This is a genomic window from Streptomyces sp. WG7 (assembly GCF_049975785.1).
GTDB lineage: Bacteria > Actinomycetota > Actinomycetes > Streptomycetales > Streptomycetaceae > Streptomyces.
Genome location: NZ_JBNGGE010000028.1, coordinates 1 through 24,576, shown reverse-complemented (window position 1 = coordinate 24,576; position 24,576 = coordinate 1). Strand labels below are relative to the sequence as shown.

The window sequence follows — 24,576 nt, the reverse complement described above, 5'->3', positions numbered from 1 at the left end:
TCGTCGTGGGGACAGGGAGTCTGGTCGTCGTGGGGACCACGGATCCCCGAAGACCGTAGCCCGCGGCTCTCGGCGCGGAACATGGCCCGGCTCTCGTCGGCGGCGTGGCCTCGGACACATCCGCGGCCCGGCCCGCGGACCCGGAGACGTGTGGCCCGGCCCTCCGCGCACCCCGTCCCCGGGTGTCCTGGTCCTCGCCGTGCCGCGCCCCAGGGGGACTGCCGGAGGCCGCGGCCGCCCGCCGTGCCCGCCGCCGCGCCGGCCGTGGTGCCGGGCGCGGTCGCCCCGCACCGGCCGGGCGTCCGCTCACTCGGTCGCCACGACGATGCAGCGCCGCAGCTCCTCCACCGCCTCCGGGGCCCCCTCGACCGTCACGCCGTCGTCCCCGTCGACGCCCTCCCGGTTCCACAGCCGGCGCAGCACGGCCTCCGGGGTGCCGCTGAACGTCACGTCGGCCGGGCCGTCGCCGGCGCCGTCCGTCACGGTGAACTCCCCCGGGCCGGTCCGCACCCGCCACGCCGCGTCACCGGCCCGCACCAGGAACGTACGCCCCGGCGAGCCGGCCAGGACGTCGGTGAAGTAGTCGCCCCACTCGGCGACGGAGTACGCGGCGAAGACCTTGAGCAGTTCGTCGATGCCGTCCACGGCGAGATCGGCCGGGACGGGCGCGACGGGCCGGCCGGTGGCGAGTTCGGCGTCGATGCGGTGGACGACGGTCTCCTGTGCCATCCGCCGCATCCAGAAGCCGACGCTCTGGTCGGGGCCGTACCAGGTGGCGGCCGGATCCTCGGGAGCGCGGACGGCGAAGTCGGCGCGCAGTGCGGTGTAGCCCCGGTCGAGCAGCGCCGTCGGCTCCTCCTTCGCGAACTCCTCCGGCGGCCAGGGCTCGCGCTCGACGCCCTCCCGCATGGCGACGCTCTTGTGCAGGTAGACCTCGCCGACGTGACGGGTCAGATCGGCGACGGTCCAGCCGGGGCAGGTGGGTACCGGCGCGTCGGGGTCGGTCTCGACGACCGCCCGCAGCCGGTCGTGGTCGGCCGCGAGGCAGTCGAGGAAGCGGGTGAATTCCATGCCGCAGAGCCAAGCACACGCTCAGGGACGGGGCACCGCGTTTTCCCGCCCCGGTGGGAGCCGGCCCGCGCTCACCAGGCCACGCTGGGAACCGCGGGTCGGCGCACGGCCTCCGCGGCGTCCCGCAGATGGAGGGCGACGGTGATCAGGGCACGCAGGGCGGAGGGGCGGAGGCTCTGGGCGCTCTCGGCGGCCAGGACCAGCAGGCACCCCGCGGCCTGCTCGACGACCGGGACCGAGAACGCGAAGTCGCCGCCGTCGGCCCCGCGGAACGCACGCCAGGGGGTCGCGGCGCCGTCGATGGCCTTCTGGACCGCCTGCTCGAGGTGGAGCGCCGCCTGTTCGCACACGGGGGCGGGCAGGGTGATGGTGCGATGGAACGCTGAACTGGTCATAGTCCCACTGCTCCCCCGTACCCGGGGTGCCCGATCGGCGTACCGGGCGTTTTTCACCGGGTCGGCCGCAGCCCGGCCCTAGTCTGGTGGGCGTGTGCCCCGCCTCCTCGCCCTCGGCCGCCGCGGCCCGCTTCACCGGCCGGTCGGTGACCGGTGAGCGCCCGCTGTCCGGGGCGCTCACCGAGGTCACCCTCGACGACGGGCGCACGGTGATGGTCAAACGCGGCGACGGCACCGGAGCGGCGCGGGCCGAGGCCGCCGGGCTGCGCTGGCTGGCGGACGCCCACGCGGTACGGATCCCCGCGGTGCACGGCGACGACGAGCGCTGGCTGGTCACCGACCGTGTGGCACAGGGCGGGGCGAGTGCCGGGGCGGCGGTCCGGTTCGGCCGGGAGCTGGCCGCGCTGCACGCCGCCGGGGCGCCGGCGTTCGGTGCCGCGCCGCCCGGCGGACCCGAGGACGCGTACATCGGGCTCGCCCCGATGCGCAACGTCACCGGGAGCGACTGGCCGCGCTGGTACGCCGAGCACCGGGTACTGCCCTATCTGCGCGGCGCCGTCGACGCGGGTACCGTCCGGGCGGCCGAGGCGGCCGACGTGGAGCGGGTGTGCGAGCGGCTGCCCGAGCTGGCCGGGCCCGCGGAGCCGCCCGCCCGGCTGCACGGAGACCTGTGGAACGGCAACGTGCTGTGGGGCGCCGACGGGCACGTCCGTCTGATCGACCCGGCGGCGCACGGCGGGCACCGGGAGACCGACCTGGCGATGCTGCGCCTCTTCGGCTGCCCGCACCTGGACCGGGTCCTGGACGGCTACCGGGAGGCGGCGCCGCTCGCCGAGGGCTGGGCCGACCGCGTCGGCGTGCACCAGCTCTTCCCGCTGCTGGTGCACGCCGTGCTGTTCGGGCGCGGCTACGCCGTGCAGGCGCTCACGGCGGCCAGGGCGGCGCTGCGGCGCCCGGGGTGAGCGGGGTGAGCGTCAGCGCGTCACGACGTGCCGCTCGTTGGGGACGCAGTGGGTCATCGTCAGGCCCTCGACATCGCGCGGCGGGTTCTTGCCGAGGTTGGCCAGCCGCTCGCGGTCCTCGTCGGTGAGGTCCTGGCTGGCCAGCGGCTTCAGGTGCGAGATGTCCTGCGGGCTGATGCCGAGGCCCTCGCCGACCCGCAGGCCGAGGTCGTTCTCGACCAGCAGGAAGTGCCACACCATGCGCTCCTGCACCGGGCGGTCGCACTGGGAGAGCAGATTGACGAAGTTCGCCACGAGGTCGTCGCGCTCCCACTGCTCCATCAGCAGATAGCGCTGTCCGGCCTGCAGGTAGTCGTTGGTGCGCGGGATGCGTGCACGGGTGAGCCGCCCACGGATCTCCGGTCCCTGATCGTCGTGGGTGGGGTACTGGCCCTCGCGCAGGCCGCCGGTGATCGACGGCTCGTAGTTGACGATCGGGTTCTCGCCGCCGCCGTCCTGGTGGTAGGCCATCTGGCCGTCGCGCTGGTTGGTGCGCACGTCGGCGTGCTTGGCCTGGTTGACGGGCAGCTGGAGGTAGTTCGGGCCGACCCGGTGGCGCTGGGTGTCGCTGTAGGAGAAGGTGCGGCCGACCAGCATCTTGTCGTCGGAGAAGTCCAGTCCGTCGACGAGCACGCCGGTGCCGAAGGAGATCTGCTCGTTCTCGGCGAAGTAGTTGTCCGGCATCCGGTCGAGCACCATGCGTCCGACCGGCTTCGCCGGGAACTCCTGTTCGGGCCAGGTCTTGGTGTCGTCGAGCGGGTCGAAGTCGAGCTCCGGGTGGTCGTGGTCGTCCATCATCTGGACGAGCAGCTCCCACTCGGGGTAGTCGCCGCGGGTCACGGCGTCGTAGAGATCCTTGGTGGCGTGGCCGAGGTCGTGGGCCTGGACGTTGGCGGCGTCCTCCTCGGTCATGCTGCGGACGCCCTGCTTGGGCATCCAGTGGTACTTCACGAGCTTGGTCTCACCCGTCGCGTTGACCCACTTGTAGGTGTTGACGCCGAAGCCCTGCTGGTGGCGGTAGTCCGCCGGGATGCCGCGCGGGCTGAACAGGTTGACCAGCATGTGCATGCACTCCGGCGTCTGCGACATGAAGTCGAAGATGCGCCGGGGCTGCTGCGTGAAGGTCACGGGGTCCGGCTTGAGGGCGTGGATGACGTCCGGGAACTTGATCGCGTCGCGGATGAAGAAGACGGCGAGGTTGTTGCCGACGAGGTCCCAGTTGCCGTCCTCGGTGTAGAACTTCACCGCGAAGCCGCGGGGGTCGCGGGCCGTCTCGGCGGAGTCGCGCCCGCCGATGACGGTGGAGAACCGGACGGCGAGGTCGGTGCGCTTGCCCCGCTCCTGGAACAGCTTGGCCCGGGTGTAGCGGTCGATCGGCTCGTCGCCCCAGGCCCCGTACGCCTCGAAGTAGCCGTACGCGGTCACCCCGCGGGCGTGCACGACGCGCTCGGGGATGCGCTCGCGGTCGAAGTGGCTGATCTTCTCCAGGAACTGGTAGTTCTCCAGCGTGGCGGGGCCGCGGGCGCCGACGGTGCGCTGGTTCTGGTTGTCGTAGACGGGGTGCCCCTGCCGGTTGGTGAGCACTTTGCGGTCGTCGCCCGGGGCGGGTCCCTGGCTCGATACGTCCGTCATGTTCGTGGGCTCCTTCGACTCGTGGCCGGCTCGGACGCGGCCCTGAGCTGCGAGGCGGCCGTCGGCCGCACACATGGGCGCCCGAGTACCCACAGTGATACGTCCGACACATACCGATTTGCATTGCTTTTCCGCATGTCGTGCCGAAGGCCCGGACGCCCGGTTCACGGGGGCGTCCGGGCCCTCGCGGGCCGGTCGCGTCAGCTGCCGTTCAGTCGCGCGCGCAGCAGACCCTTGCCCAGTTCGGCGCCCTTGCGGCTGTCCGCCTGCGCCTTGCGGAACAGCTCCGCGACCTCGGTGTCCTTGTTGCGCTCGGCGTCCTGGATGTACGTCTCCAGGCGCAGCGCGTTGTTCAGACACGACTCGACGTACCAGATCAGGTTGTAGTCCTTGTCCTGCGTGCCGGTCACGCCGCCGGTCTCCGTGCCGCTGGCCATGCGGGCCTCCTCGAGGTGGTTTCGGTCCGAAGCGCGGGCCGGGTACCCGGGGCGGCACGGGACACACGGCGCCCACGGTCCGGACCCGGAACCGTCCCCCGACCGGCCCGACACTGGCCCTGACCCTGACCCTGACCCTGACCCTGAGCTTGAGCTTGAGCTTTGGCCAAGTATCAAATGTCCCGCTGGGTCATGTGTCCCACTGGGACATATCCAGGTGTACCCTCGGAGGCATGACGGCGACGAAGCCCTCCACCCCCACCGAGGACCGGCGGCAGCGCAAGGCGCGGCAGACCCGCGACGCACTGGCCACCGCCGCCTGCGACCTGATCCTGGAGCGCGGGCCGGCGGCGACCACCGTCGAGGCCATCGCCGAGCGCGCGGACGTCACACGCCGCACGTTCAGCCGGCACTTCGCCGGCAAGGAGGACGCCGCCCTCGACTTCGTCCGCCGCGACGGCGACCGCATCAACGCACTGCTGCGGTCCCGCCCCGCCGACGAACCGCCCCTGCTCGCCTATCGCAGGGCCGTGCGCGACTGGCTGGCCGACCGGGACGACCCGGCCTGGCACGTCCGTCCCCGGATGCGCCGGCTGCTGGCCCTGGCCGACGGCGAGCCCGACCTGTTCGCCGCCTACCAGCGCATCCGGGTCGACGCCCAGGAGGAGTCGATCCGCATCGTCGCCGACCGGCTCGGCACGGACGAAGCCCGGGACGTACGCCCCGCCGCCCTCGTCGACGCCGCCGCCGGAGTCCTGATCGCCGCCCTGCGCATGTGGGCACGCGGCGGCGACCGGGACTCGGGAGCCGCAGACCTCGCCGCCCTCGTGGAGCGGGCCTACGACGCCCTGACCTCGGAGGCCGCGTCCGCGACCCCCGACAGCACCACCGAAGAGTGAGAAACGCACCATGAGCACCACCACCAGCACCACCACCGGCGCCGGTCCCACCGCCGACGCCGCCGAGTTCGCCGGCCGCACCGCCCTCGTCACCGGCGCCGCCTCCGGAATCGGCCTGGCCACCGCCCGCCGCCTCGGCACATGCGGCGCGAACGTCGTCGTCGCCGACTACAACACCGAGGGCGCCGAGAAGGCCGCGGCCGAGCTGGCGGCAGCGGGCGTCCGCGCGGCGGCCGTCGAGCTGGACGTGACCCGTCCGGAGTCCGTCGAGGCCGCCGTGAAGTCCGCCGTCGACACCTTCGGCGGCCTGGACCTCGCCGTGAACAACGCGGGCATCGGCGGCCCGAGCGCCCCGACCGGCGAGTACGACGTGGACGCCTACCACCGCGTCGTACGCACCAACCTCGACGGCGTCTTCTACTCGATGCGCTACGAACTGCCCGCCATCGAGGCGGCCGGCAAGGGCGGCGCCATCGTCAACGTCGCCTCCATCCTCGGCTCGGTCGGCTTCGCCGGCTCCCCCGCCTACGTCGCCGCCAAGCACGGCGTGGTCGGACTGACCAAGGCGGCCGCCGCCGAGTACGCGGCCAAGGGCATCCGGGTCAACGCGGTCGGTCCGGGCTTCATCGACACCCCGCTGCTGAAGACCATGGACGAGGCCGCCTACAACAGCCTGGTCGCCCTGCACCCGGCCGGCCGCCTCGGGCGCTCCGAGGAGGTCGCCGAGCTGATCGCGTTCCTGCTGTCGGACCGGGCGTCCTTCGTCGCCGGCGGCTACCACCTGGTCGACGGCGCCTACACCGCCGTCTGAGACCGGCCACACACCAGGGGGAGAACGAACCGGGGGAGAACAGAGGAGTCCGACCATGAAGGCACTGCAGTACCGCACCATCGGGGCGCCGCCCGAGGTGGTCACGGTCCCCGACCCGGAACCCGGCCCCGGCCAGGTGCTGTTGAAGGTGACCGCCGCCGGCGTCTGCCACTCCGACATCGCGGTGATGAGCTGGCCCGCCGAGGGCTTCCCGTACGAGCTGCCGCTCACCCTCGGCCACGAGGGCGTCGGCACGGTGGCGGCGCTGGGCGCCGGCGTCACCGGGCTGAACGAGGGCGACGCGGTCGCCGTGTACGGGCCGTGGGGCTGCGGCACCTGCGCCAAGTGCGCCGAGGGCAAGGAGAACTACTGCCTGCGCGCCGACGAGCTGGGTATCCGTCCGCCGGGACTCGGGCGGCCGGGTTCGATGGCCGAGTACCTGCTCGTCGACGACCCCCGGCACCTGGTCCCGCTGAACGGGCTCGACCCCGTCGCGGCCGTACCGCTGACGGACGCCGGGCTGACTCCGTACCACGCCATCAAGCGGTCGCTGCCCAAGCTGGTCCCCGGGTCGACCGCGGTGGTCATCGGCACCGGCGGGCTCGGACACGTCGCCATCCAGTTGCTGCGCGCGCTGACGTCCGCCCGGGTCGTCGCCCTCGACGTCAGCGAGGACAAGCTGCGTTTCGCCCGTGAGGTGGGCGCCCACGAGGCGGTGCTGTCGGACGCCGGGGCGGCGGACGCGGTGCGCGAACTCACCGGCGGTCTCGGCGCGCAGGCCGTGTTCGACTTCGTCGGGGTCGCGCCCACCGTGAAGACGGCGGGTGCCGTCGCGGCCGTCGAGGGCGACGTCACGCTGGTCGGCATCGGCGGCGGGTCGATCCCCGTCGGGTTCGGCCTGCTGCCGTTCGAGGTGTCGGTCAGCGCCCCCTACTGGGGGAGCCGCAGCGAGCTCATCGAGGTGCTGGACCTGGCCCGTGCGGGTGCCGTGTCGGTGCACACCGAGACGTACTCCCTGGACGACGCTCCGCTCGCGTACGAGCGGCTCCACGAAGGGAAGGTCAACGGCCGAGCGGTGATCCTGCCCCACGGCTGACCACCCGCCCCGGGGCTGGATCAGCCCCGGGACCGCTGCGCCGCCGGACGGGGCCCGCGCCCCGGACGAACGGGCGGCGGACGAACGGGCGGCGGGGGCGCGACCGGTCCCCCGTTCCGGTCGTACCCCCGCGGCCCGTCGAACCTACGTGGACGGCTCGGCCGTTGTGAATCGCGTCGATGCCCGCTGCCGGGCGGGAAGGACTCACCCGTGCACAGGTGAGTCCGGATGGCCCGGTTTCGTCCCGTACAGGAGCGGCTGGTCGAGGTCGCCCGCCGCCAGATGGGCGAGCACCACCTCGTACAGGTCGCTGCCGGCGGCGAGCAGTTGGCGTTCGAGGACGGGCTCGGCGCTGCGGACGTGCTCGCGCACCGTCTGGGCGTGCACGCCGAGCGTCTGCGCGGCCCGCTCGGCGTTGCCGCCGACGGCTATCCAGGTGCGCAGCGTGCGCCGCAGGTTACGGGCGTCCGGCTCCAGGCGGCCGAGCAGGCCGTCGGCCCAGGTGCGCAGCGCGGCCCCGGCCAGCAGGTCGGTGAGGCAGGCCGCGCCGGACCGGGCGGCGCCACCGCCGACGGGATGCTCGGCGAGGCCCGCCTGGGCGTTCAGGGCGAGGTGGACGGTGGCGCGGACGGTCAGGTCGGTGAAGTCCGTGCGCAGCAGTGACTCGACCCGGTCCATGCGGGCGCGGACCGTGTTGCGGCTGACGCCGAGGATCTTCGCCGTGTTGACGGCGGTGAACTCCAGGCCGAGCCGGGTCGTGGCGAGCAGTTCGGCGCGGGTGTGGTGCGGCAGGGCGTCGAGCGGGCTCAGCAGGCGGGCCGTCCAGGCGTGCAGCGCCGCCGGGTCCATCAGGCGCTCGGGGCGGGTCCGCTCCGCGTACACGGCGGCCTTGTCCGGGCGGAACCGGGCTACCGCCAGCGCGCTCACCGCCTGTCCGTACGCGGTGGCGGTGCGCGCGAGGCTCTGCCGTGCGCTGCCGCCGAGGAAGACACCGGGGAGGCGGCCGACGAGCGAACGCAGCTCCTGACCGGCCGTCTCCCCGGGCGTGAGGACGATCACGTGACCGTCCATGGCCGGGCACCGCACGACGAGCGCCCGTTCCCCCGTCGCCGACAGGCATTCCTCGGCGAGGTCGTCCCGCTCCTCGGCGCGGCTCTCGACGACGTAGACGCACGCCTCCTCGGTGTCGAGCAGGCCCGGCCAGAGTCCGGCGGCCACGCGGCGGGCGGAGACGGTGTCCTCCACCATCAGCAGTTGCAGGATGGCCAGGCGCAGGTCGGAGGTGGCCCGCCGCAGCCGGTGTCCGGCCGCGGTCGATTCGTGGCCGGCCAGCAGCAGCTCCACCACCTGGGCGGTGTGCGTGACGATGTCGGAGACCCGCCGGTCGAAAGGGGCCTCGCGCGCCACCGCGAGAACGGCGGCCGGCGCCGGATGGACCCGCTCCACACGGACGAGCCGCAGGTGGCGGCCCCGGTCCTCCAGAGCGGCGGAAGCGATCCGGCCGGAGGTGATGTCGGCGACCAGGTCCTCGTCCAGCTGTGTGCGGGTGCCCGCCAGCAGGCGGCCGGTGCCGTCCTGCAGCGACACGGCCGCGTGCGCGGCCGAGGCGAGCCAGGTCACGACCCTGCGCACGTCGCGTCCGGCCGGCCGCAGGTGGTCGAGCAGTTCCGCCGCCCAGTCCGCGTGCTCACCGGCCCCGGTCGTCCACTGCCGTGTCCCGTCCTCTCGGCCCGCCACGTCGGCCTTCTCCTCGTCCTCGCTCGCTCCCGGCCCAGGCCGGGGACGTTACCGCATGGCCGGGCACACGCGGCACTTCGGACGGGCACCAGCGTGCGGACGGGAACCGCCGTGCGGACGGGGACCGCCGTGCGGACGCGCGCCGGACCCGGGCCGCCGACCAGGCCTGTCGGTCCGTCCGTCCGAGCGGGCATAAGCTCGGTGAATGGCGAAGTACTTCGACGTGCACCCCGACAACCCCCAACCGCGCAACATCGCCCAGGTCGCCGACAGTGTCCGCTCGGGGGCGCTGATCGCGTACCCGACGGACTCCTGCTACGCGCTGGGCTGCCGACTGGGCAGCCGCGACGGGATCGACCGCATCCGGTCGATCCGGCAACTGGACAACCGGCACCACTTCACGCTGGTGTGCCAGGACTTCGCGCAGCTCGGCCAGTTCGTACAGATCGACAACGACGTGTTCCGGGCGATCAAGGCGTCGACCCCGGGCAGCTACACCTTCATCCTCCCGGCGACGAGGGAGGTGCCGCGCATGCTCCAGCATCCGAAGAAGAAGACCGTGGGCGTGCGCATCCCCGACCACGTCGTCACCCAGGCCCTGCTGGCCGAGCTCGGTGAACCGCTGCTGTCCAGCACCCTGCTGCTGCCCGGCGAGGAGGAGCCGATGACCCAGGGCTGGGAGATCAAGGACCGGCTCGACCACGTGGTGGACGCGGTGATCGACTCCGGTGACTGCGGCACCGAGCCGACCACGGTCGTCGACTTCTCCGGCGGTGAGGCGGAGATCGTGCGGCGGGGCGCCGGAGACACGACCCGGTTCGACTGACTTCCGGGTTCGACCGGCTTCCGGGTTCGACTGGCTTCCGGGTTCGACCGGCTTCCGCTCCCCGCCCCGACGGGCGGGGACTCCTGCCCCGGTCGGCCGATCCGCCCCGGTGGGTTCCTGCGGTGCCGGCGACGTCGACCGCCGTGTGGTGCCGGCGGGCGGTGCGACCGCGCCCGGGGTCCACGACGCTCCCGGGCAGGGCGTGCCACGATGACCATGATCCGCCGGTGCCGCGGGCGGGGCTCCCCCCGCGGCACGACGATCGCCCACCGAGTCACCACAGAGAGGCAGCCCCGCCATGACCGCCGTACAGGGAACCGCTGTCGACATCCCCACCGAGGACGGCACCGCCGACGCCTACCTGGCGCACCCCGCCGACGGGAGTCCACGTCCCGCGGTCCTGCTCTACATGGACGCCTTCGGGCTGCGCCCCCAGCTGAGGAGCATGGCCGACCGGCTGGCCGGCGCCGGCTACGCCGTACTGGTGCCGAACGTCTTCTACCGGCACGGGCGGGCGCCGGTCGCGGAGCTGCCCGAGTTCATCGATCCGGGGGCGCGTCCGGACATCTTCCAGCGCCTCGGCCCGATCATGCGCTCGCTGACGCCCGACCGGGCGATGCGGGACGCCGGTGCCTACCTCCGCTGGCTGGCGGACGCACCGGCGGCGGCCGACGGCCCGGTCGCGCTGACCGGCTACTGCATGGGCGCCGGGCTCGCCCTGCGCACGGCCGGCACGTATCCGGACCGGATCGCCGCGGCGGCCGGCTTCCACGGCGGGAACCTGGCGACCGAGGGACCGCAGAGCCCGCACCTGGTGGCCGGACACATCACCGCCGAGCTGTACTTCGGCCACGCCGACCACGACGGGTCCATGCCGCCCCCACAGCAGGAGCGCCTGGCGGCGGCCCTGGCCGCGGCCGGCGTCCGGCACCGCTGCGAGGTGTACGACGGCGCCCCGCACGGTTACACGCAGGCCGACACCGCGGCGTACGACCCGGAGGCGACGGAGCGGCACTGGGAGGCGCTGCTCGACCTCTTGAAGCGGACGTTCTGATACCGGAACCGGCCCCACCGGCCCCGACGGCCCCGCCGACCCCACTCACCGGCGAGCATCACGCCCTGCCTGGTCCGCGGGTGGTCGAGGTGGGCGTTGTCGCTCGGGGCGAGGTGGATGGTGGCCCGGTTGTCCCAGCAGGCGACACAGGCCCCGGCCGGACGACCGGCGGCGGGGCTCGTGGGCACGGCGCCCGGACCCACGGCGTGCCCGTTCCGCACGGACCGGCCGCACGCTCGCGCGCGTCGCCGCGAAGGCCCTCCAGAGGTCTGCGGGCAGAAGCCGCCGGAGGCCTGCCGGCGGAGGCGTCGCTAGAGGTCTGCGGGCAGAGGCCGCCAGGGGTCTGCCGGCAGGGGCTGTTCGGCCCAGATGGTCTTGCCGGTGCCCGTCTGCCGGCTGCCCCAGCGCTCGGTGAGCTGGGCGACCAGCAGCAGACCCCGGCCGCCCTCGTCGTAGGCGTTGGCGCGGCGCAGGTGCGGGGAGGTGGCGCTGCCGTCGGAGACCTCACAGATGAGGGCGCTGTCGCGGATGAGGCGCAGGCGGATGGGCGGCTCGCCGTACCGGATCGCGTTGGTGACGAGCTCGCTGACGACCAGCTCGGTGACGAACGCCCCCTCGTCCAGTCCCCACTGCGTCAGCTGCTCGGTGACGGACCTCCGGGTGGCGGCCACGTGCGCCGGGTCCGGGAGGACGTCCCAGGTGCGTATCCGGTCCGTGCCCAGCGCCCGGGTGCGCACCAGCAGCAGCGCCACGTCGTCACTGGGCTCCTCCGGCATCACCGCCTTGAGCACGGTGTCGCACAGGGCGTCGAGGGAGTTCGCGGGCGCGGTCAGCGCACGGCACAGTTCCGCGGTGGCGTGGTCGACGTCGCGGTCGCGGTCCTCGACGAGGCCGTCCGTGTACAGGGCGACGACGGAACCCTCGGGCAGTTCCACCTCGGTCGCCTCGAACGGCAGCCCGCCGACACCGAGCGGCGGCCCGGCGGCCAGGGGGACGAGCCGCGTGGTGCCGTCGGGCAGGACGACGGCCGGCGCGGGGTGCCCGGCCGACGCCAGGGCCAGCCGGCGGGAGGTGGGGTCGTAGACGGCGTAGAGGCAGGTGGCGCCCAGTTCCGCGGCCTCGTCGTCCGAGTCGCCGGCCGCCAGGTGGCCGACCAGGTCGTCGAGGTGGGTGAGGAGCTCGTCGGGGGGCAGGTCGACGTCGGCCAGGGTGCGGACGGCCGTGCACAGGCGGCCCATCGTCGCCGTGGACGGGATGCCGTGGCCGACGACGTCACCGACGACGAGCGCGACGCGGCTGCCGGACAGCGGGATCACGTCGTACCAGTCGCCGCCGATGCCGGCCGCCGACACGGACGGCAGATACCGGTGGGCCACCTCGACCGCCGCCTGCCCGGGCAGGCCCTTGGGCAGCAGGCTGCGCTGGAGGGTCAGGGCGGTGGAACGCTCGCGGGCGAAGCGGCGGGCGTTGTCGATGCAGACCGCGGCCCGGCTGGCGAGTTCCTCGAGGAGGGCGGTGTCGTCGGGGACGTGCGGTGGCTGGGGCGCGGCGCGGGCGGCCACCGCGACGCCCAGGGTGGTGCCCCGGGCCATCAGCGGCACCGCCAGGGTCGAGCGGACCCGCTCCCGGTAGGAGCGGTTGTGCGGGGCCTGCTCGTTGCGGACCCGCATCCACCGGTCGAAGTCCGGGTCGCCCGGACCGGTGAGCACCGCCCGCCCCTCTCTCAGTGCTCGCGCGGGCGCCGAGTACGGGGGGTACGTGTCGATCTCGCCCAGGTGCACGGAGGCCCGGGGGAAGCCCTCGGTGGTGGTGCCGTGCGCGACCCGCCGCAGTTCGACGGCCTCGGCCGGCACCGCGAACGGCTCCTCCGCGCCCAGGACCCAGTCGAGCAGGTCGACGCTGGCGAAGTCGGCGAGAGACGGGACGAGGAACTCGATCAGTTCCTCGGCGGTGCGCACGACGTCCAGGCTGGTGCCGATACCGGCCGCGGCCTCGTTCAGCAGGGCCAGCCGCTGCCGCGCCCGGTGCTGTTCGGTGCTCTCGAAACCCGCCACGGCGACGGCGGCCACCTCGTCGGACGCGTCCCGGACCGGCCACATCTCTATGGTCCAGGCGTGCTCGCCGAGCCGGGAGGAGGCGGGGGTGGAGGTCTCGTAGCGCGCGGGCCGGCCGGTGTCGACGACCTCCCGCAGGTGCCGCATGAATCCCGACCCGTTGGCGTCGACCTCGTCCATGATCTCCGGCAGCCGCCGTCCGATCAGGTCCTTCGCGGGCAGCCCCAGCATCCGGCGCGCCGTGTCGTTGACCCGGAGGTAGCGCTGCCGGGTGTCGTGGACGGACATCGACACGGATGCCTGCTGGAAGGTCTCCCCGGTCAGGCGGAGCGTCCGCTCGGCGGAGGGCTCGACGGTCACCGCGTACCCGTCCGGTGTGCCGGCCGCCCCCAGCAGCGGGGCGCCGCGCAGCCGGAGGGTCACGGTGGAGCCGTCGCGGTGGCGGAGCAGGGCGGTGCCCGCGAGCCCGGACAGGGCGGCGGGCGGCACGTCCCGGGCGAGCAGCTCCCGTGCGTCCCGGCCGACGACCTCCTCGGCCGGATAGCCGGTCAGCCGCCGGGCGCCCTCGCTCCACCCAGTCACCGTGCCGTGGGCGTCCAGGGTCGCCACAGCGGAGGCATGCTCCATAGCGTCCAGGATTGACCCTTTGTGGTCCGGTTTCAACCGCGGCGGAACCGGCGGGCACGGCCCTGTCCACGGTGGGCACGCAGCGCGGCGAGGGCGCGGTCGGCGTGCGTGTTCATCCTCAGCTCGCTCCGGACGACCTCGAGCAGGGTGCGGTCCTGCCCGATGACGAAGGTGACCCGCCTGGTGGGGGCCGGGCCGAACCCCCGCTTCACCCCGAACAGCTCGCGGACCGCTCCGTCGGCGTCCGACAGCAGCGGCATGCCGAGCGTGTGGCGCCCGGCGAACTCCTGCTGCCGTTCGACGGGGTCCCCGCTGACGCCGACGGGGCGGGCGCCGGCCGCGGCGAACTCGGCGGCGAGGTCGCGGAAGTGGCAGGCCTCCGCGGTGCAGCCCGGGGTCAGGGCGGCGGGATAGAAGAACAGCACGACGGGCCCGTCGGCGAGCAGCTCGGACAGGCGGCGCGGCGCGCCGGTCTCGTCCGGCAGCACGAAGTCCTCGACCGTGTCGCCCACCGCCGGGGAGCGGCTCACGACCGGCCCTCGCTGCCCTTGGCGACGCCCCGGGCCCACAGCACGAGCGGCACCTGCAGGGGCAGCCGGCCGTAGGCGGCGGCCTTCTGCGGTGCGGGGCGGTGCCGCTGGTCCACGGCCATCTTGACGTTGGCGGGGAACACCCCGACGAAGAAGGCGGCCGCGGTCAGCGCGGCCGCCCTGCGGGTGCGTGGCAGCGCGACGCCCGCGGCGAGCGCGAGTTCGGCGACGCCACTGGCGTACGTCCACGTCCGGGGCGTGCCGGGCAGGCCGCGCGGCACGATCGCGTCGAAGGTGCGGGGGCGGGCGAAGTGGGCGACGCCCGCGGTGGCCAGCAGGCCGGCGAGCAGCAGGGGTGAGCGTTCGGACCGGGACACGGTTCCTCCTCCGGGGGCCTGCCGCGCGATATTACTCGGACGTAACAGCGGATCCGGCGCGGACCGCCTCCGCCCGCTGACGGCAGCAGCGCCGGGACCGGCGCCGCACCGGGACCGTGCCCGGACCGGCGCCGTTCAGGCGAACCTGGCGGACAACGCGCGTGACGGCGCGCGGGCGCGTCGAGGACTGACCCGTGGAGCTGCCGCTGATCCCTCCCATGCTCGCCACCCCCGGTTCCCTGCCGCCCGCCGCGCAGGACGCGCGCTGGGCCTACGAGACCAAGCAGGACGGCCAGCGCGTGGTGGCCTACCTGCCCGGCGACGGCGGTGTGCGGCTGCGCGCCCGCTCGGGACAGGACATCACGGCCGCCTACCCCGAACTGGCGCCGCTCGGCGCCGCGCTCGGCTCCACCGCCGCCGTACTGGACGGGGAGGTGCTGGCCCTGGACGAACGGGGCCGCGCCGACTTCCAGTTGCTGCAGTCCCGCATGGGCCTGGCCCACGCCCCGGACCGGGCGGCGCGGCGGGCGGTGCGGGTCCCCGTCCACCTGGTGCTGTTCGACGCCCTGCACCTGGCGGGCGAGTCCCTCCTCCGCCTCCCCTACACCCTGCGCCGCGACCGGCTGACGGACCTCGGCCTCGGCGGGCCGTCCTGGTCGACCCCGGCCGCGCTGGTCGGCCACGGCGAGCAGGCCCTGCGGGCCACCCGCGAGCACGGCCTGGAGGGCCTGGTGTGCAAGCGGCTCGACTCGGTGTACGAGCCGGGCGTCCGCTCCCGGGCCTGGATCAAGATCCGCAACATGCGCAGCGAGGACGTCGTGGTCGGCGGCTGGCTGCCCGGCAAGGGAGGGCTCACGGGCCTGCCCGGCGCCGTCCTGGTCGGCCAGCGCGCCGCGGGCCGGCTGCGCTACGTCGGCGGGGTCGGCACCGGCTGGAGCGCGGCCGAGCGCATCGAGCTGGCCGCGCTGCTGCGTACCGCCGCGACGGACGTGTGCCCCTTCGACCCCGTGCCGCCGGTGCCGGGGGCGCACTGGGTCGTCCCCCGGCTGGTCGGCGAGGTCCGTTACAGCACCCGCACCCGGGAGGGCATGCTGCGCCAGCCGTCCTGGCTCAGGCTCCGCCCGGACCTCGCACCCGAGGAGTCGGCCGCCGACATTCCGGACGACATGGTGTGACCGTGTGACGCGGTGTCAAGTATTGGGCTGCCCTTCACCGCGGGGACGCCCGTGACCCCTTGGCGCGGGAGTGAAAAGACGGGACGCTGAACTCCCCTTCCCCCCACAGCCGTTGGGCTGCGCCCGGATACAGAGGAGGACGCGATGCCGTCGCGTACCGCCCCCGCCCGCCGCAAGAGATGGCTCGCCGCACCGCTCGGTGCCCTGGCCCTCGTCGTCGCCTTCCCCTCCACCGCCTTCGCCGCTCCGCCCCCGGGACTGCCCGGCAACGCGGACAGCCTGGAGCGCGCGTACCAGCCCGCCTACGACTACGACGGCGACGGCTGCTACCCGACACCGGCCATCGGCGCCGACGGAGCGGTCAACGGCGGACTCAAGCCGACCGGCGCCCTGAACGGCAATTGCCGGGACGCCTCCGACCTGGACAACACCAACGGCTACTCGCGCACCAAGTGCGACAACGGCTGGTGCGCCTACATGTACGGCCTCTACTTCGAGAAGGACCAGGCGCTGCCCGGCAGCAGCCTCGGCGGCCACCGGCACGACTGGGAGCACGTCGTGGTGTGGGTGCGGGACGGCAGCGTCCAGTACGTCTCGACCTCCAACCACGGCTCGTTCAGCGTGCACGCGAGGTCGGCGGTCCGCTTCGAGGGCACCCACCCGAAGATCGTCTACCACAAGGACGGCATCAGCACCCACTGCTTCCGCCTGGCGACCTCGGGCGACGAACCGCCGGAGAACCACAAGGGCGGCTGGCAGTACCCGACCCTGGTCGGCTGGAACGGCTATCCGGCCGGCCTGCGCGAGAAGCTGAGCTCCTACGACTTCGGCAGCGCCAACTTCGGCCTGAAGGACGGCAGCTTCGCCTCCCACCTGACGGCCGCCAAGCCCTCCGGCATCTCCTTCGACCCGAACGCCTGACGGGCGCGGCCGGCGGGGGGCCGGTCGGGCGAAGCGCGGGACCCGGGCGGCCCCGGGAGCACTATCGTGTCCCCATGTCCGCCCCCGAACTGATCCGCATCGTCTCCCGCGACTCCCCCATGGCCCTCGCTCAGGTCGAGCGCGTCCGGGCCGAGTTGGCGGCCCTCCACCCCGGCGTGCGCACCGAGGTCGTGCCGGTGAGGACCACCGGCGACAAGTGGCTCGGCGACCTGTCCCAGGTGGAGGGCAAGGGCGCGTTCACCAAGGAGGTCGACGCCGCGCTGCTGTCGGGCGAGGCCGATCTCGCGGTGCACTGCGTCAAGGACGTGCCCGCCGACCGGCCGCTTCCGGCGGGCACGGTGTTCGCCGCGTTCCTGGAGCGGGACGACATCCGCGACGCCCTCGTCCACCCGGGCGGGCTCACCCTGGACGAGCTGCCGGCCGGGACCCGCGTCGGCACCTCCTCGGTGCGCCGCGTCGCCCAGCTGGCCGCCACCCACCCGCACCTGACGTGCGTGCCGTTCCGGGGCAACGCCAACCGGCGGCTGGCGAAGCTGGCCGCGGGCGAGGCCGACGCCCTGCTCCTCGCGGTCTCCGGCCTGGAGCGCATCGGACGCCGTGACGTGATCAGCGAGATCCTCTCCCCCGAGACGATGATGCCGCCGATCGGCGCGGGCATCCTCGCCCTGCAGTGCCGGGAGGGCGACGCCGCGCTCATCGACGCGGTCAGCGGTCTCGGTCATCCCGCAACGCACCGGGAGGCGACGGCGGAGCGCATGTTCCTGCACGTCCTGCAGGGACACTGCAACAGCCCGATCGCCGGGTACGCCCGGGTGGACCGGAGCGGGGAACTCTCCCTGCGGGCCTGCGTCTTCACCCCGGACGGCAAGACGCGGCTGAACGCCCACGAATGGGCCGGCCGGCTCGACCCGGCGACCCTCGGCACGTCGGTCGCCGTGGCGCTGCTGCGTCAGGGCGCCCGCGAGATCATCGACGGCATCGCGCACTGAGGGCCGCCCGCCCGAGGATCAGGCGGAGCCCTCCTCCGCCTGGTCGCGCAGGAAGGCGCTCACCTGGTGTGCCAGGCCGTCCTCCCGCGCCGTGACGGACAGGGGCCCGGTGGCCCCGTCGGGCAACCCGAGGCCGCCGGTCCACAGCCGGCGGTCGGCCCACTCCTCATCCACCCGCAACTGCACCTGGACGTCCACCTGGCCAAGGCCCGCCTCCGGGCCCGCCGCGTAGAGCACGGCGGTGGCACGGCGCAGCGGGTAGACGTCGAAGCCCTCGATGAACTGGGAGTTGCGCCAGTCGAGGAAGGCGCCCTCACCGTCGGGGCCGATCCGTACGTCGATCTGGCCGTCCTCCAGGTGGATGCCGAGGTGCCGGCCGCCCCGGTTCTCGACGGTCACCCGGACACGGACGTACGTCAGCCCCTCGGCGGCGTCGTCGCGTCCACGCGGCGGCTCGGCCGGCTCAAGGCCGTGGACGCGGACCCGCAGGCCGGGGTGCTCGTCGTACTCCTGCCAGTCCCCGACCACGTTCGGCTCGTACACGGTGCCCCTCTCGACCTCTCGACGCTGCTTCCTATCTGTGCGCTCAGTGCACTGTCAAATGAGCGGAATGCGCCGTGGCCAGGGACTTCGCCCTTCTTGCTCGGCGATCAAGCGTTACGCAGGGACGATCCGCCACCGCCCCCGCCGGACGATCACCCAGAGCGTGCCACACATCACGTTCCGCGGCGCCCCCGTCTCACTCACCGGTCCGCATCCGTTCGGGTGGCCGTTCGGGACATTCGCGCTCAGTATCCATATATATGAGGATTTGCCAGCCCCCCTGCTGAGGGAGGTGCGCATGACGCGTATCGCCGGCAGAACCAAGCCGCACCCCCACGACGACGCCCCCGACACGGCCGCGGCGTTCGACCGGCTCGTCGGGCTGCCCGAGGGACCGGAGCGCAAGGCGCTGCGGGACGAACTGATCCAGGTCTGGCTGCCCATGGCGGAGCGGATCGCGGTCCGCTTCCGCGGACGCGGCGAGAACCTGGAGGACCTGTACCAGGTCGCGGCCCTCGGACTGGTCAAGGCCGTCGACCACTACGACCCGCGACGCGGCCACGCCTTCGAGGCGTACGCGGTGCCCACCGTGACCGGGGAGATCAAGCGGCACTTCCGCGACCACATGTGGACGCTGCACGTGCCGCGCCGGATCCAGGACCTGCGCAACCGGGTGCGCAGGTCCGCGAAGGAGCTGGCGCAGACGACACCGGGCCGTGCCCCCACGATCGAGGAGATCGCCGAGCACGCTCAGCTGACCACGGTCGAGGTCCGTACCGGCATGGAGGCCCTGGAGTGCTTCTCCGCCCTCTCGCTGGAGGCGGAGATGCCCGGCACCGACGGGTACGCCCTCGGGGACGCGCTCGGCGGCCCGGATCCGGCCTTCGACGCGGTCGTGGACCGGGTGGCCGTCCGGCCCTGTCTGGAGGCACTGCCCGAGCGCGAGCGCACCATCCTCTATCTGCGGTTCTTCGGCGGGATGACACAGAGCCGCATCGCGCAGCAGCTGGGCATCTCCCAGATGCACGTCTCCCGGCTGCTCAGCGGCTGCTTCGACCGGATCCGCGAGGAGATCCTCACGGAGGTCCGGTGAAGCGGCGGCAGCGCTCCGGACTCAGCCCTCCGGCGGGGCGCCGGGGATCTGGGTGGGGCCGTGGCGGTCCAGGGAGTCCTCGAGGGCGGCCCGGATCTCCGGCGGCATCACTCCGGTGCGCCCCCAGATGAGTATCATTTCTGCCACGTTGCGCAGTTTTATGTTCGTATGCTGGGAAACTTCCTTCAGTACGATCCAGCCCTGGTCCGGTGTCACCCTGCCGAGGGCGACGGTCATCCCGATCGCCTGGTCGACGACCGCGTGCGAGACGACCGCCTCCTTCAGCTGCCGGACCTGCTCCTGCAGCTGGAAGATCTGCTCCGAGCCGGTCTGGTCCGAGCCGGTCTGGTCCGAGCCGGTCTGGTCCGAGCCGGTCTGGTCCGAGCCCCAGTCCGTGGGCATGGTCACCTCCGGATCCGGCGGGTCACCGCCGCCTGTGCCGCGCGGTACCGCTCCGACGCCTCCATCGTCGCCACCTGTGCCTCCTTGCGCCACTGGGCCGTACGGGGCGTGTCCGCCACCGTTTCGGCGCCGCGGCCGGGGTACTCGGCAGGCGCCCGCCGCACTCCCGGCCGGACACTGGTGTGGAGCCGGTGACTGCCGGTGGACGAGATCAGGACGCGACTGCCATGAACCACGACATGTCCCTTTCCGCCGGCGGGGAGAGCCTGCTGTCCCCGCACTCCGTCTACGGGGCCCCCTGCTGGGTGAGCCTGACCAGCCGCGATCTGAAGGCCACCGAGGAGTTCTACTCCGCCGTGCTGGGCTGGCAGTGGCGGCCCGCCAAACTGGGCGAGCCCTTCCGCATCGCCCTGGCCGACGGGTCGCCGGTCGCCGGGATCGCCGCGGTCGCCGGAATGTGGCAGATGGCCGTGGCGTGGATGCCGTACTTCGCCGTGCGCAGCGCCGACGAGGCCGCGTCGCGCGTGCAGGAGCGCGGCGGCACGACCGCCGTCGGGCCGATCTCCCTCCCGCCCGGACGGGCGGCCCTGCTGGCCGACCGGGACGGTGCGACCTTCGGGATCTGGGAGGGCGAACTCTTCTCGGACTGGGAGACCTGGCGCGCCTCGCGCCCCGCCTTCATCCGGCTGCACACCCGTGACGCCTTCGACGCCGCCATCTTCTACGGCGAGATCTTCGACTGGGCGTCGGGGCCCAGCGGCTGCTGCGAGGTCCAGTACGAGGGCGACGAGGTGGTCCTGCGCAACCAGGGGGACGTGGTGGCGCGCATCGAGTCGGGCGCCCTCGAAGCGGCGCCCGACCCGGCCGTCCGGCCGCACTGGCAGGTCCACTTCGCGGTCGAGGACGTCGCGGCCTGCGCCCGCACCGCCGAGCGGCACGGCGGCAGCGTGCTGTCGCTGAGCGGTGACGAAGCCGTGCTCCGGGACGCCGACGGCGCGCAGTTCACGGTGACCGCGCGCCGCCTCGGCAGCTGATCCCACGCCGGTGCTCACCCGCCGGTGCGGGACGGCCGGGAGAGCAGCAGCAGACTGCGTTGCTCGACGGTCAGGACGGTGCCCGCCTTGTGCTCCGCCTCGTCGGGAACGCCCTCCGGGTCGGCGGTGTCGATCAGGGTCGTCCAGCGCTCGCCGTAGGTGGCGTCGGGCAGCCGGAAGTCCGCCGGCTCCCAGTGGCTGTTGAGCAGCAGCAGGAAGGAGTCGTCCGTGACGGGCCGGCCGCACGGGTCGGGTTCGGCGATGGCGTCGCCGTTGAGGAAGACGCCGACGGCGTGTGCGTCGGAGCGCTGCCAGTCGTCGTCGGTCATCTCCCGCGCGTCGGGCAGCAGCCACACCAGGTCGGGCAGCGGCTGGTCCGCGTGGGTGAGGGTGTCGCCGCGGAAGTAGCGGCGCCGGCGCAGGACGGGGTGGCCGGCCCGCAGCGCGATGACGCGGCGGGTGAAGTCGAGCAGCGCGCGCTGCTCCCCGTTCAGCCGCCAGTCGACCCAGGAGATCTCGTTGTCCTGGCAGTAGGCGTTGTTGTTGCCGCGCTGGGTGCGGCCCAGTTCGTCGCCGTGGCAGAGCATCGGGATGCCCTGCGAGAGCAGGAGCGTGGCGAGGAAGTTGCGCTGCTGGCGGCCGCGCAGTTCCCGGACGGCCGGGTCCTTGGTCTCGCCCTCGGCGCCGCAGTTCCAGGAGCGGTTGTGGCTCTCGCCGTCCCGGTTGCCCTCGCCGTTGGCCTCGTTGTGCTTGTCGTTGTAGGAGACGAGGTCGCGCAGGGTGAACCCGTCGTGCGCGGTCACGAAGTTGACGCTGGCGCGGGGGCGGCGCCGGCTGTGCTGGTACAGGTCGGAGGAGCCGGTCAGCCGGGAGGCGAACTCGCCGAGCGTGTGCTCCTCGCCGCGCCAGAAGTCCCGTACCGCGTCCCGGTACATGCCGTTCCACTCCGACCACAGCTGCGGGAAGTTGCCCACCTGGTAGCCGCCCTCGCCGACGTCCCAGGGCTCGGCGATCAGTTTGACGCGGCTGATCACCGGGTCCTGCTGGATGAGGTCGAAGAACGCCGACAGCCGGTCCACCTCGTGGAACTGCCGGGCCAGGGTGGCCGCGAGGTCGAAGCGGAAGCCGTCGACGTGCATCTCGGTGACCCAGTACCGCAGCGAGTCCATGATCAGCTGGAGTACGTAGGGGTGCCGCATCAGGAGGCTGTTGCCGGTGCCGGTGGTGTCGTAGTAGTGCTGCCAGTCGCCGTCCACCAGGCGGTAGTACGAGGCGTTGTCGATGCCGCGGAAGGAGAGGGTGGGGCCCTTCTCGTTGCCCTCGGCGGTGTGGTTGTAGACCACGTCGAGGATCACTTCGAGGCCGGCCTCGTGCAGGGTCTTGACCATCGACTTGAACTCGGTGACCTGCTGCCCGCGGGTGCCGAGGGCGGCGTAGCCGTTGTGGGGCGCGAAGAAGCCGATGGTGTTGTAGCCCCAGTAGTTGGACAGGCCCCGGTCCTGGAGCACCCCGTCGTGCACGAACTGGTGCACCGGCATCAGCTCCACGGCGGTCACGCCGAGGGACGTCAGGTGGTCCACGACCGCCGGGTGCGCCAGCCCGGCGTAGGTGCCGCGCAGTTCCTCGGGCACGTCGGGGTGGGTGCGGCTGAGCCCGCGGACGTGGGCCTCGTAGATCACGCTCTCCGAGTACGGGCGCCTGGGCGGGCGGTCGTCCCCCCAGTCGAAGAACGGGTCGGTGACCACGCCGAGCATGGTGTGCCCGGCGCTGTCGCCCGGGTCGGCCCTGCCCTTGGCCCGCTCGAAGAGGGACGGGTGGTTGTCGACCGTCCCGTCCACGGCCCGCGTGTACGGGTCCAGGAGCAGCTTCGCCGGGTTGCACCGGTGGCCCACGGCGGGGGCCCACGGACCGTGGACCCGGTAGCCGTAGCGCTGCCCCGGGCCGACGCCGGGCAGGTAGCAGTGCCAGACGAAGCCGTCGACCTCGGGCAGCGGGACGGTGCTGTGGGTGCCGTCGTCGTCGACGAGGACGAGCTCCACTCGTTCGGCGACCTCGCTGAACAGCGCGAAGTTGGTGCCCTGCCCGTCGTAGACGGCCCCCAGGGGGCAGGGGTGCCCGCTCCACACGGGCGACCCCTTCCAGTTCGGCCTGGCGCGGGTCACCGGGCCTCCTCCAGAACGCCGTTGCCCGTACTCGCCGGGCCGGCCAGCCGGGCGACCGGCATGATCTCTCGCGGCACTTCCAGCCCCTCCTGGGTGATCGGTTCCGGCGCCGTCGCGACCAGCGGAACGCGTTCGCCCGCCCGGGCGCGCTGCGAGAACCAGATGACCTTGGCCCCCGTGTCGGTGGCGCAGCAGCCCCAGCCGTCGCTGGTGGCCGCGAGGTGCTGCAGGCAGGTACGCAGGTCCTGGTCGGGACGGAGCGCGTGGTCGTTGCCCCCCACGGCCGTGATGAGGTGCTGGTGGTTCCACCACATCTCGATCGACGTGTTCTTGTCGCTCGCGTGCTCGTCGATGGCCCGGAGCAGCATCTCGGCGCCCGAGCAGACGGGTTCGACGAGGTTCTCCAGGTTCCAGAACCGGAGGTGAGCGGCCAGGATGCGCCTGACCTGTCCGACCCGTTCCGGGCTCACTTCCACGTCGAGGTGGTAGTAGCAGGGCACTGCGGTCTTCATCGTCGTGGCTCCTCACCGCGAAGGCTCTCGCTCCTCCTCGCCCCTTGGGGGACGAGCTCCCCGAACACGAAGCGTGAGCACCGATCGCTTCTGAGTCACTCCAGAGTGGGAGCGGTAGTCCATTCGTGCAACACGAGCGGCGGACGCACCGGAACCGGCCGGAGCCGACCGGAACCCGTCCGGATCCCGGCACGGAAAAAGTTGAAGATCCAACAAGACGGCGCGTCACCAGCCGTGCACCATGTGTGAAGAACTCGATCGTCCGTACCCCCGGACCGTCCGGAAGGTGACCGGCCATGCTGCTTCCCGCGAAGAGCGAAGTCGCCCGGCAGCTGCGGCGTTACCGCGCCTGGGAACGCTCGATGCTCGCGTCCCCGGCGGACGTCGGCGTCCGGTCCACCTTCGAGGACTCCGGTTACACCCTGTGCGTGCTGATGGGGAAGCGGTGCGCCCGCGAGGCAGCGGATGCCGCGGAACGGTATCTGCGGACGAACCTGGTCACCCATGCGCAGGAACAGGAGGACCGGCTCTCATCGTCGGGGCGGAAGACCCCCTCCGGCGCGGCTTGACCCGAACGGCCGGGCGGCGCCCGGCCACGAGCACGGCGGAGGTGAGAACGGATGAGTACGACCGTGGGGATCGGACGTATCCCGGTGCGGGACGTCCACCCGGTGGTGGAGCACGGCAGGCGCCCGGCGAAGGCAGTGGTGGGAGAGACGTTCGAGGTCACCGCCTCCGTGTTCCGCGAGGGACACGACGCGGTGGCCGCCAACGTCGTGCTGAAGGACCCCGAGGGCCGGCCGGGCCCGTGGACGCCCATGCGGGAGCTGAGCCCGGGCAGCGACCGCTGGGGCGCCGAGGTCACCCCGGGCTCCCCGGGCGACTGGACCTACCGGGTGGAGGCGTGGAGCGACCCCGTGACCACCTGGCAGCGTCACGCACGGATCAAGGTGCCGGCCGGCATCGACACCGGCCTGGTGCTGGAGGAGGGCGCCGAGCTGTACCGGCGGGCCGCGGCGGGGGTGCCGAAGGACGCCGGGCGCGATGTGGTGCTGGCCGCGGTGACGGCCCTGCTCGACGACACGCTGCCGGTGGCCACCCGGCTGGCGGCGGCGCTGACGCCCCGGGTGGACGCGGTGCTGGCCCGGCACCCGCTGCGGGACCTGGTCACCACCTC

26 protein-coding genes and 1 pseudogene are annotated in these 24,576 nt (G+C 73.2%); 13 read left to right on the top strand and 14 right to left on the bottom strand.

Annotation, left to right across the window (positions count from 1 at the left end):
- Window positions 1–306: 306 nt before the first annotated feature.
- Window positions 307–1,071 carry a maleylpyruvate isomerase family mycothiol-dependent enzyme gene (locus ACP4J0_RS24830; protein WP_426600888.1) on the bottom strand — a complete coding sequence of 255 codons (765 nt, stop codon included), beginning with the start codon at window positions 1,069–1,071 and terminating at the stop codon, window positions 307–309.
- A gap of 71 nt (window positions 1,072–1,142) precedes the next feature.
- A complete protein-coding gene (locus ACP4J0_RS24825; protein WP_426600887.1) occupies window positions 1,143–1,466 on the bottom strand; it encodes a hypothetical protein in 324 nt (107 codons plus the stop codon).
- A 92-nt stretch (window positions 1,467–1,558) separates the two neighbouring features.
- Here ACP4J0_RS24825 and ACP4J0_RS24820 point away from each other — a divergent pair, with 92 nt between their 5' ends.
- Window positions 1,559–2,428 (top strand): fructosamine kinase family protein, encoded by an 870-nt coding sequence (locus tag ACP4J0_RS24820; RefSeq protein ID WP_426600886.1) that lies wholly within the window; start codon window positions 1,559–1,561, stop codon window positions 2,426–2,428.
- Window positions 2,429–2,440: 12 nt separating this feature from the next.
- Here ACP4J0_RS24820 and ACP4J0_RS24815 read toward each other — a convergent pair whose 3' ends face one another.
- Together ACP4J0_RS24815 and ACP4J0_RS24810 are read right to left on the bottom strand one after the other, a co-directional pair.
- On the bottom strand, window positions 2,441–4,099 hold the full coding sequence (locus ACP4J0_RS24815) for a catalase (RefSeq protein ID WP_426600885.1): 1,659 nt from the start codon (window positions 4,097–4,099) through the stop codon (window positions 2,441–2,443).
- 200 nt (window positions 4,100–4,299) lie between these two features.
- On the bottom strand, window positions 4,300–4,536 hold the full coding sequence (locus ACP4J0_RS24810) for a hypothetical protein (protein ID WP_426600884.1): 237 nt from the start codon (window positions 4,534–4,536) through the stop codon (window positions 4,300–4,302).
- A 233-nt stretch (window positions 4,537–4,769) separates the two neighbouring features.
- On the opposite strand from ACP4J0_RS24810, the gene ACP4J0_RS24805 reads away from it, so the two are divergent.
- From ACP4J0_RS24805 to ACP4J0_RS24795, 3 genes are read left to right on the top strand one after another with little or no spacing between them, the layout of a single operon-like run.
- On the top strand, window positions 4,770–5,435 hold the full coding sequence (locus tag ACP4J0_RS24805) for a TetR/AcrR family transcriptional regulator (RefSeq protein WP_426600883.1): 666 nt from the start codon (window positions 4,770–4,772) through the stop codon (window positions 5,433–5,435).
- A 10-nt stretch (window positions 5,436–5,445) separates the two neighbouring features.
- Window positions 5,446–6,246 (top strand): SDR family NAD(P)-dependent oxidoreductase, encoded by an 801-nt coding sequence (locus ACP4J0_RS24800; RefSeq protein ID WP_426600882.1) that lies wholly within the window; start codon window positions 5,446–5,448, stop codon window positions 6,244–6,246.
- Window positions 6,247–6,301: 55 nt separating this feature from the next.
- Window positions 6,302–7,342, top strand: coding sequence for an NAD(P)-dependent alcohol dehydrogenase (locus tag ACP4J0_RS24795; RefSeq protein WP_426600881.1), 1,041 nt, complete (start codon window positions 6,302–6,304; stop codon window positions 7,340–7,342).
- 204 nt (window positions 7,343–7,546) lie between these two features.
- Here the strand turns inward: ACP4J0_RS24795 and ACP4J0_RS24790 are convergent, their stop codons facing one another.
- Window positions 7,547–9,079, bottom strand: a complete 1,533-nt coding sequence (locus ACP4J0_RS24790) for a helix-turn-helix domain-containing protein (RefSeq protein WP_426600880.1) — start codon at window positions 9,077–9,079, stop codon at window positions 7,547–7,549.
- Window positions 9,080–9,284: 205 nt separating this feature from the next.
- Here ACP4J0_RS24790 and ACP4J0_RS24785 point away from each other — a divergent pair, with 205 nt between their 5' ends.
- Window positions 9,285–9,905, top strand: coding sequence for an L-threonylcarbamoyladenylate synthase (locus tag ACP4J0_RS24785; RefSeq protein ID WP_426600879.1), 621 nt, complete (start codon window positions 9,285–9,287; stop codon window positions 9,903–9,905).
- Between the two features lie 298 nt (window positions 9,906–10,203).
- Window positions 10,204–10,959 carry a dienelactone hydrolase family protein gene (locus tag ACP4J0_RS24780; RefSeq protein WP_426600878.1) on the top strand — a complete coding sequence of 252 codons (756 nt, stop codon included), beginning with the start codon at window positions 10,204–10,206 and terminating at the stop codon, window positions 10,957–10,959.
- Window positions 10,960–11,003: 44 nt separating this feature from the next.
- On the opposite strand, the pseudogene ACP4J0_RS24775 reads toward ACP4J0_RS24780, so the two are convergent.
- From ACP4J0_RS24775 to ACP4J0_RS24760, 4 genes and pseudogenes are all read right to left on the bottom strand, one after another.
- Window positions 11,004–11,105 (bottom strand): annotated as a pseudogene (locus tag ACP4J0_RS24775) (TauD/TfdA family dioxygenase); the annotation flags it as partial.
- Between the two features lie 165 nt (window positions 11,106–11,270).
- Window positions 11,271–13,640, bottom strand: coding sequence for a SpoIIE family protein phosphatase (locus ACP4J0_RS24770; protein WP_426600877.1), 2,370 nt, complete (start codon window positions 13,638–13,640; stop codon window positions 11,271–11,273).
- A gap of 32 nt (window positions 13,641–13,672) precedes the next feature.
- Window positions 13,673–14,170 carry a peroxiredoxin gene (locus ACP4J0_RS24765; protein ID WP_426600875.1) on the bottom strand — a complete coding sequence of 166 codons (498 nt, stop codon included), beginning with the start codon at window positions 14,168–14,170 and terminating at the stop codon, window positions 13,673–13,675.
- Entirely contained in the window at window positions 14,167–14,547 is a 381-nt protein-coding gene (locus ACP4J0_RS24760) for a DoxX family protein (RefSeq protein WP_426600873.1), read from the bottom strand. The genes ACP4J0_RS24765 and ACP4J0_RS24760 overlap by 4 nt, the downstream gene beginning before the upstream one ends.
- 194 nt (window positions 14,548–14,741) lie before the next feature.
- On the opposite strand from ACP4J0_RS24760, the gene ACP4J0_RS24755 reads away from it, so the two are divergent.
- The 3 genes from ACP4J0_RS24755 (at window position 14,742) to hemC (ending at window position 17,653) form a co-directional block, all read left to right on the top strand.
- A complete protein-coding gene (locus tag ACP4J0_RS24755; RefSeq protein ID WP_426600871.1) occupies window positions 14,742–15,722 on the top strand; it encodes an ATP-dependent DNA ligase in 981 nt (326 codons plus the stop codon).
- A gap of 144 nt (window positions 15,723–15,866) precedes the next feature.
- On the top strand, window positions 15,867–16,643 hold the full coding sequence (locus ACP4J0_RS24750; RefSeq protein WP_426600869.1) for an NPP1 family protein: 777 nt from the start codon (window positions 15,867–15,869) through the stop codon (window positions 16,641–16,643).
- 74 nt (window positions 16,644–16,717) lie between these two features.
- On the top strand, window positions 16,718–17,653 hold the full coding sequence (hemC, locus tag ACP4J0_RS24745; RefSeq protein WP_426600868.1) for a hydroxymethylbilane synthase: 936 nt from the start codon (window positions 16,718–16,720) through the stop codon (window positions 17,651–17,653).
- An 18-nt stretch (window positions 17,654–17,671) separates the two neighbouring features.
- On the opposite strand, the gene ACP4J0_RS24740 is transcribed toward hemC, so the two are convergent.
- Entirely contained in the window at window positions 17,672–18,196 is a 525-nt protein-coding gene (locus tag ACP4J0_RS24740; protein WP_426600867.1) for a hypothetical protein, read from the bottom strand.
- A gap of 298 nt (window positions 18,197–18,494) precedes the next feature.
- Here ACP4J0_RS24740 and ACP4J0_RS24735 point away from each other — a divergent pair, with 298 nt between their 5' ends.
- Window positions 18,495–19,289 (top strand): SigB/SigF/SigG family RNA polymerase sigma factor, encoded by a 795-nt coding sequence (locus tag ACP4J0_RS24735; RefSeq protein ID WP_426600866.1) that lies wholly within the window; start codon window positions 18,495–18,497, stop codon window positions 19,287–19,289.
- Window positions 19,290–19,310: 21 nt separating this feature from the next.
- On the opposite strand, the gene ACP4J0_RS24730 is transcribed toward ACP4J0_RS24735, so the two are convergent.
- Window positions 19,311–19,691, bottom strand: a complete 381-nt coding sequence (locus ACP4J0_RS24730; protein WP_426600865.1) for an ANTAR domain-containing protein — start codon at window positions 19,689–19,691, stop codon at window positions 19,311–19,313.
- Window positions 19,692–19,693: 2 nt separating this feature from the next.
- Entirely contained in the window at window positions 19,694–19,927 is a 234-nt protein-coding gene (locus ACP4J0_RS24725; protein WP_426519899.1) for a hypothetical protein, read from the bottom strand.
- Here ACP4J0_RS24725 and ACP4J0_RS24720 point away from each other — a divergent pair.
- Window positions 19,919–20,725: a VOC family protein gene (locus tag ACP4J0_RS24720; RefSeq protein WP_426600864.1), complete on the top strand. Its 807-nt coding sequence runs from the start codon at window positions 19,919–19,921 to the stop codon at window positions 20,723–20,725. The two genes, ACP4J0_RS24725 and ACP4J0_RS24720, sit on opposite strands and share 9 nt — an antisense overlap.
- A 14-nt stretch (window positions 20,726–20,739) precedes the next feature.
- Here ACP4J0_RS24720 and glgX read toward each other — a convergent pair whose 3' ends face one another.
- Both glgX and ACP4J0_RS24710 read right to left on the bottom strand, forming a co-directional pair.
- On the bottom strand, window positions 20,740–22,887 hold the full coding sequence (glgX, locus tag ACP4J0_RS24715) for a glycogen debranching protein GlgX (protein WP_426600863.1): 2,148 nt from the start codon (window positions 22,885–22,887) through the stop codon (window positions 20,740–20,742).
- A complete protein-coding gene (locus ACP4J0_RS24710; RefSeq protein ID WP_426600862.1) occupies window positions 22,884–23,399 on the bottom strand; it encodes a pep a2 in 516 nt (171 codons plus the stop codon). Before ACP4J0_RS24710 ends, glgX begins: the two co-directional genes overlap by 4 nt.
- Window positions 23,400–23,695: 296 nt before the next feature.
- Here ACP4J0_RS24710 and ACP4J0_RS24705 point away from each other — a divergent pair, with 296 nt between their 5' ends.
- Both ACP4J0_RS24705 and ACP4J0_RS24700 read left to right on the top strand, forming a co-directional pair.
- Complete coding sequence (locus ACP4J0_RS24705; protein WP_426600860.1) at window positions 23,696–23,968, top strand: DUF5133 domain-containing protein; 273 nt, start codon at window positions 23,696–23,698, stop codon at window positions 23,966–23,968.
- Between the two features lie 51 nt (window positions 23,969–24,019).
- Window positions 24,020–24,576 (top strand): maltotransferase domain-containing protein (locus ACP4J0_RS24700; RefSeq protein ID WP_426600858.1); only part of this gene is annotated, 557 nt, incomplete at its 3' end.

Coding starts and splice junctions, on each gene's coding strand:
- ACP4J0_RS24800 (WP_426600882.1), top strand. CDS start 5,446: ATGAGCACCACCACCAGCACCACCACCGGCGCCGGTCCCACCGCCGAC.
- ACP4J0_RS24830 (WP_426600888.1), bottom strand. CDS start 1,071: ATGGAATTCACCCGCTTCCTCGACTGCCTCGCGGCCGACCACGACCGG.
- ACP4J0_RS24825 (WP_426600887.1), bottom strand. CDS start 1,466: ATGACCAGTTCAGCGTTCCATCGCACCATCACCCTGCCCGCCCCCGTG.
- ACP4J0_RS24750 (WP_426600869.1), top strand. CDS start 15,867: ATGCCGTCGCGTACCGCCCCCGCCCGCCGCAAGAGATGGCTCGCCGCA.
- ACP4J0_RS24770 (WP_426600877.1), bottom strand. CDS start 13,640: ATGGAGCATGCCTCCGCTGTGGCGACCCTGGACGCCCACGGCACGGTG.
- ACP4J0_RS24815 (WP_426600885.1), bottom strand. CDS start 4,099: ATGACGGACGTATCGAGCCAGGGACCCGCCCCGGGCGACGACCGCAAA.
- ACP4J0_RS24795 (WP_426600881.1), top strand. CDS start 6,302: ATGAAGGCACTGCAGTACCGCACCATCGGGGCGCCGCCCGAGGTGGTC.
- hemC (WP_426600868.1), top strand. CDS start 16,718: ATGTCCGCCCCCGAACTGATCCGCATCGTCTCCCGCGACTCCCCCATG.
- ACP4J0_RS24705 (WP_426600860.1), top strand. CDS start 23,696: ATGCTGCTTCCCGCGAAGAGCGAAGTCGCCCGGCAGCTGCGGCGTTAC.
- ACP4J0_RS24720 (WP_426600864.1), top strand. CDS start 19,919: ATGAACCACGACATGTCCCTTTCCGCCGGCGGGGAGAGCCTGCTGTCC.
- ACP4J0_RS24785 (WP_426600879.1), top strand. CDS start 9,285: ATGGCGAAGTACTTCGACGTGCACCCCGACAACCCCCAACCGCGCAAC.
- ACP4J0_RS24735 (WP_426600866.1), top strand. CDS start 18,495: ATGACGCGTATCGCCGGCAGAACCAAGCCGCACCCCCACGACGACGCC.
- ACP4J0_RS24780 (WP_426600878.1), top strand. CDS start 10,204: ATGACCGCCGTACAGGGAACCGCTGTCGACATCCCCACCGAGGACGGC.
- ACP4J0_RS24710 (WP_426600862.1), bottom strand. CDS start 23,399: ATGAAGACCGCAGTGCCCTGCTACTACCACCTCGACGTGGAAGTGAGC.
- ACP4J0_RS24805 (WP_426600883.1), top strand. CDS start 4,770: ATGACGGCGACGAAGCCCTCCACCCCCACCGAGGACCGGCGGCAGCGC.
- ACP4J0_RS24810 (WP_426600884.1), bottom strand. CDS start 4,536: ATGGCCAGCGGCACGGAGACCGGCGGCGTGACCGGCACGCAGGACAAG.
- ACP4J0_RS24730 (WP_426600865.1), bottom strand. CDS start 19,691: ATGCCCACGGACTGGGGCTCGGACCAGACCGGCTCGGACCAGACCGGC.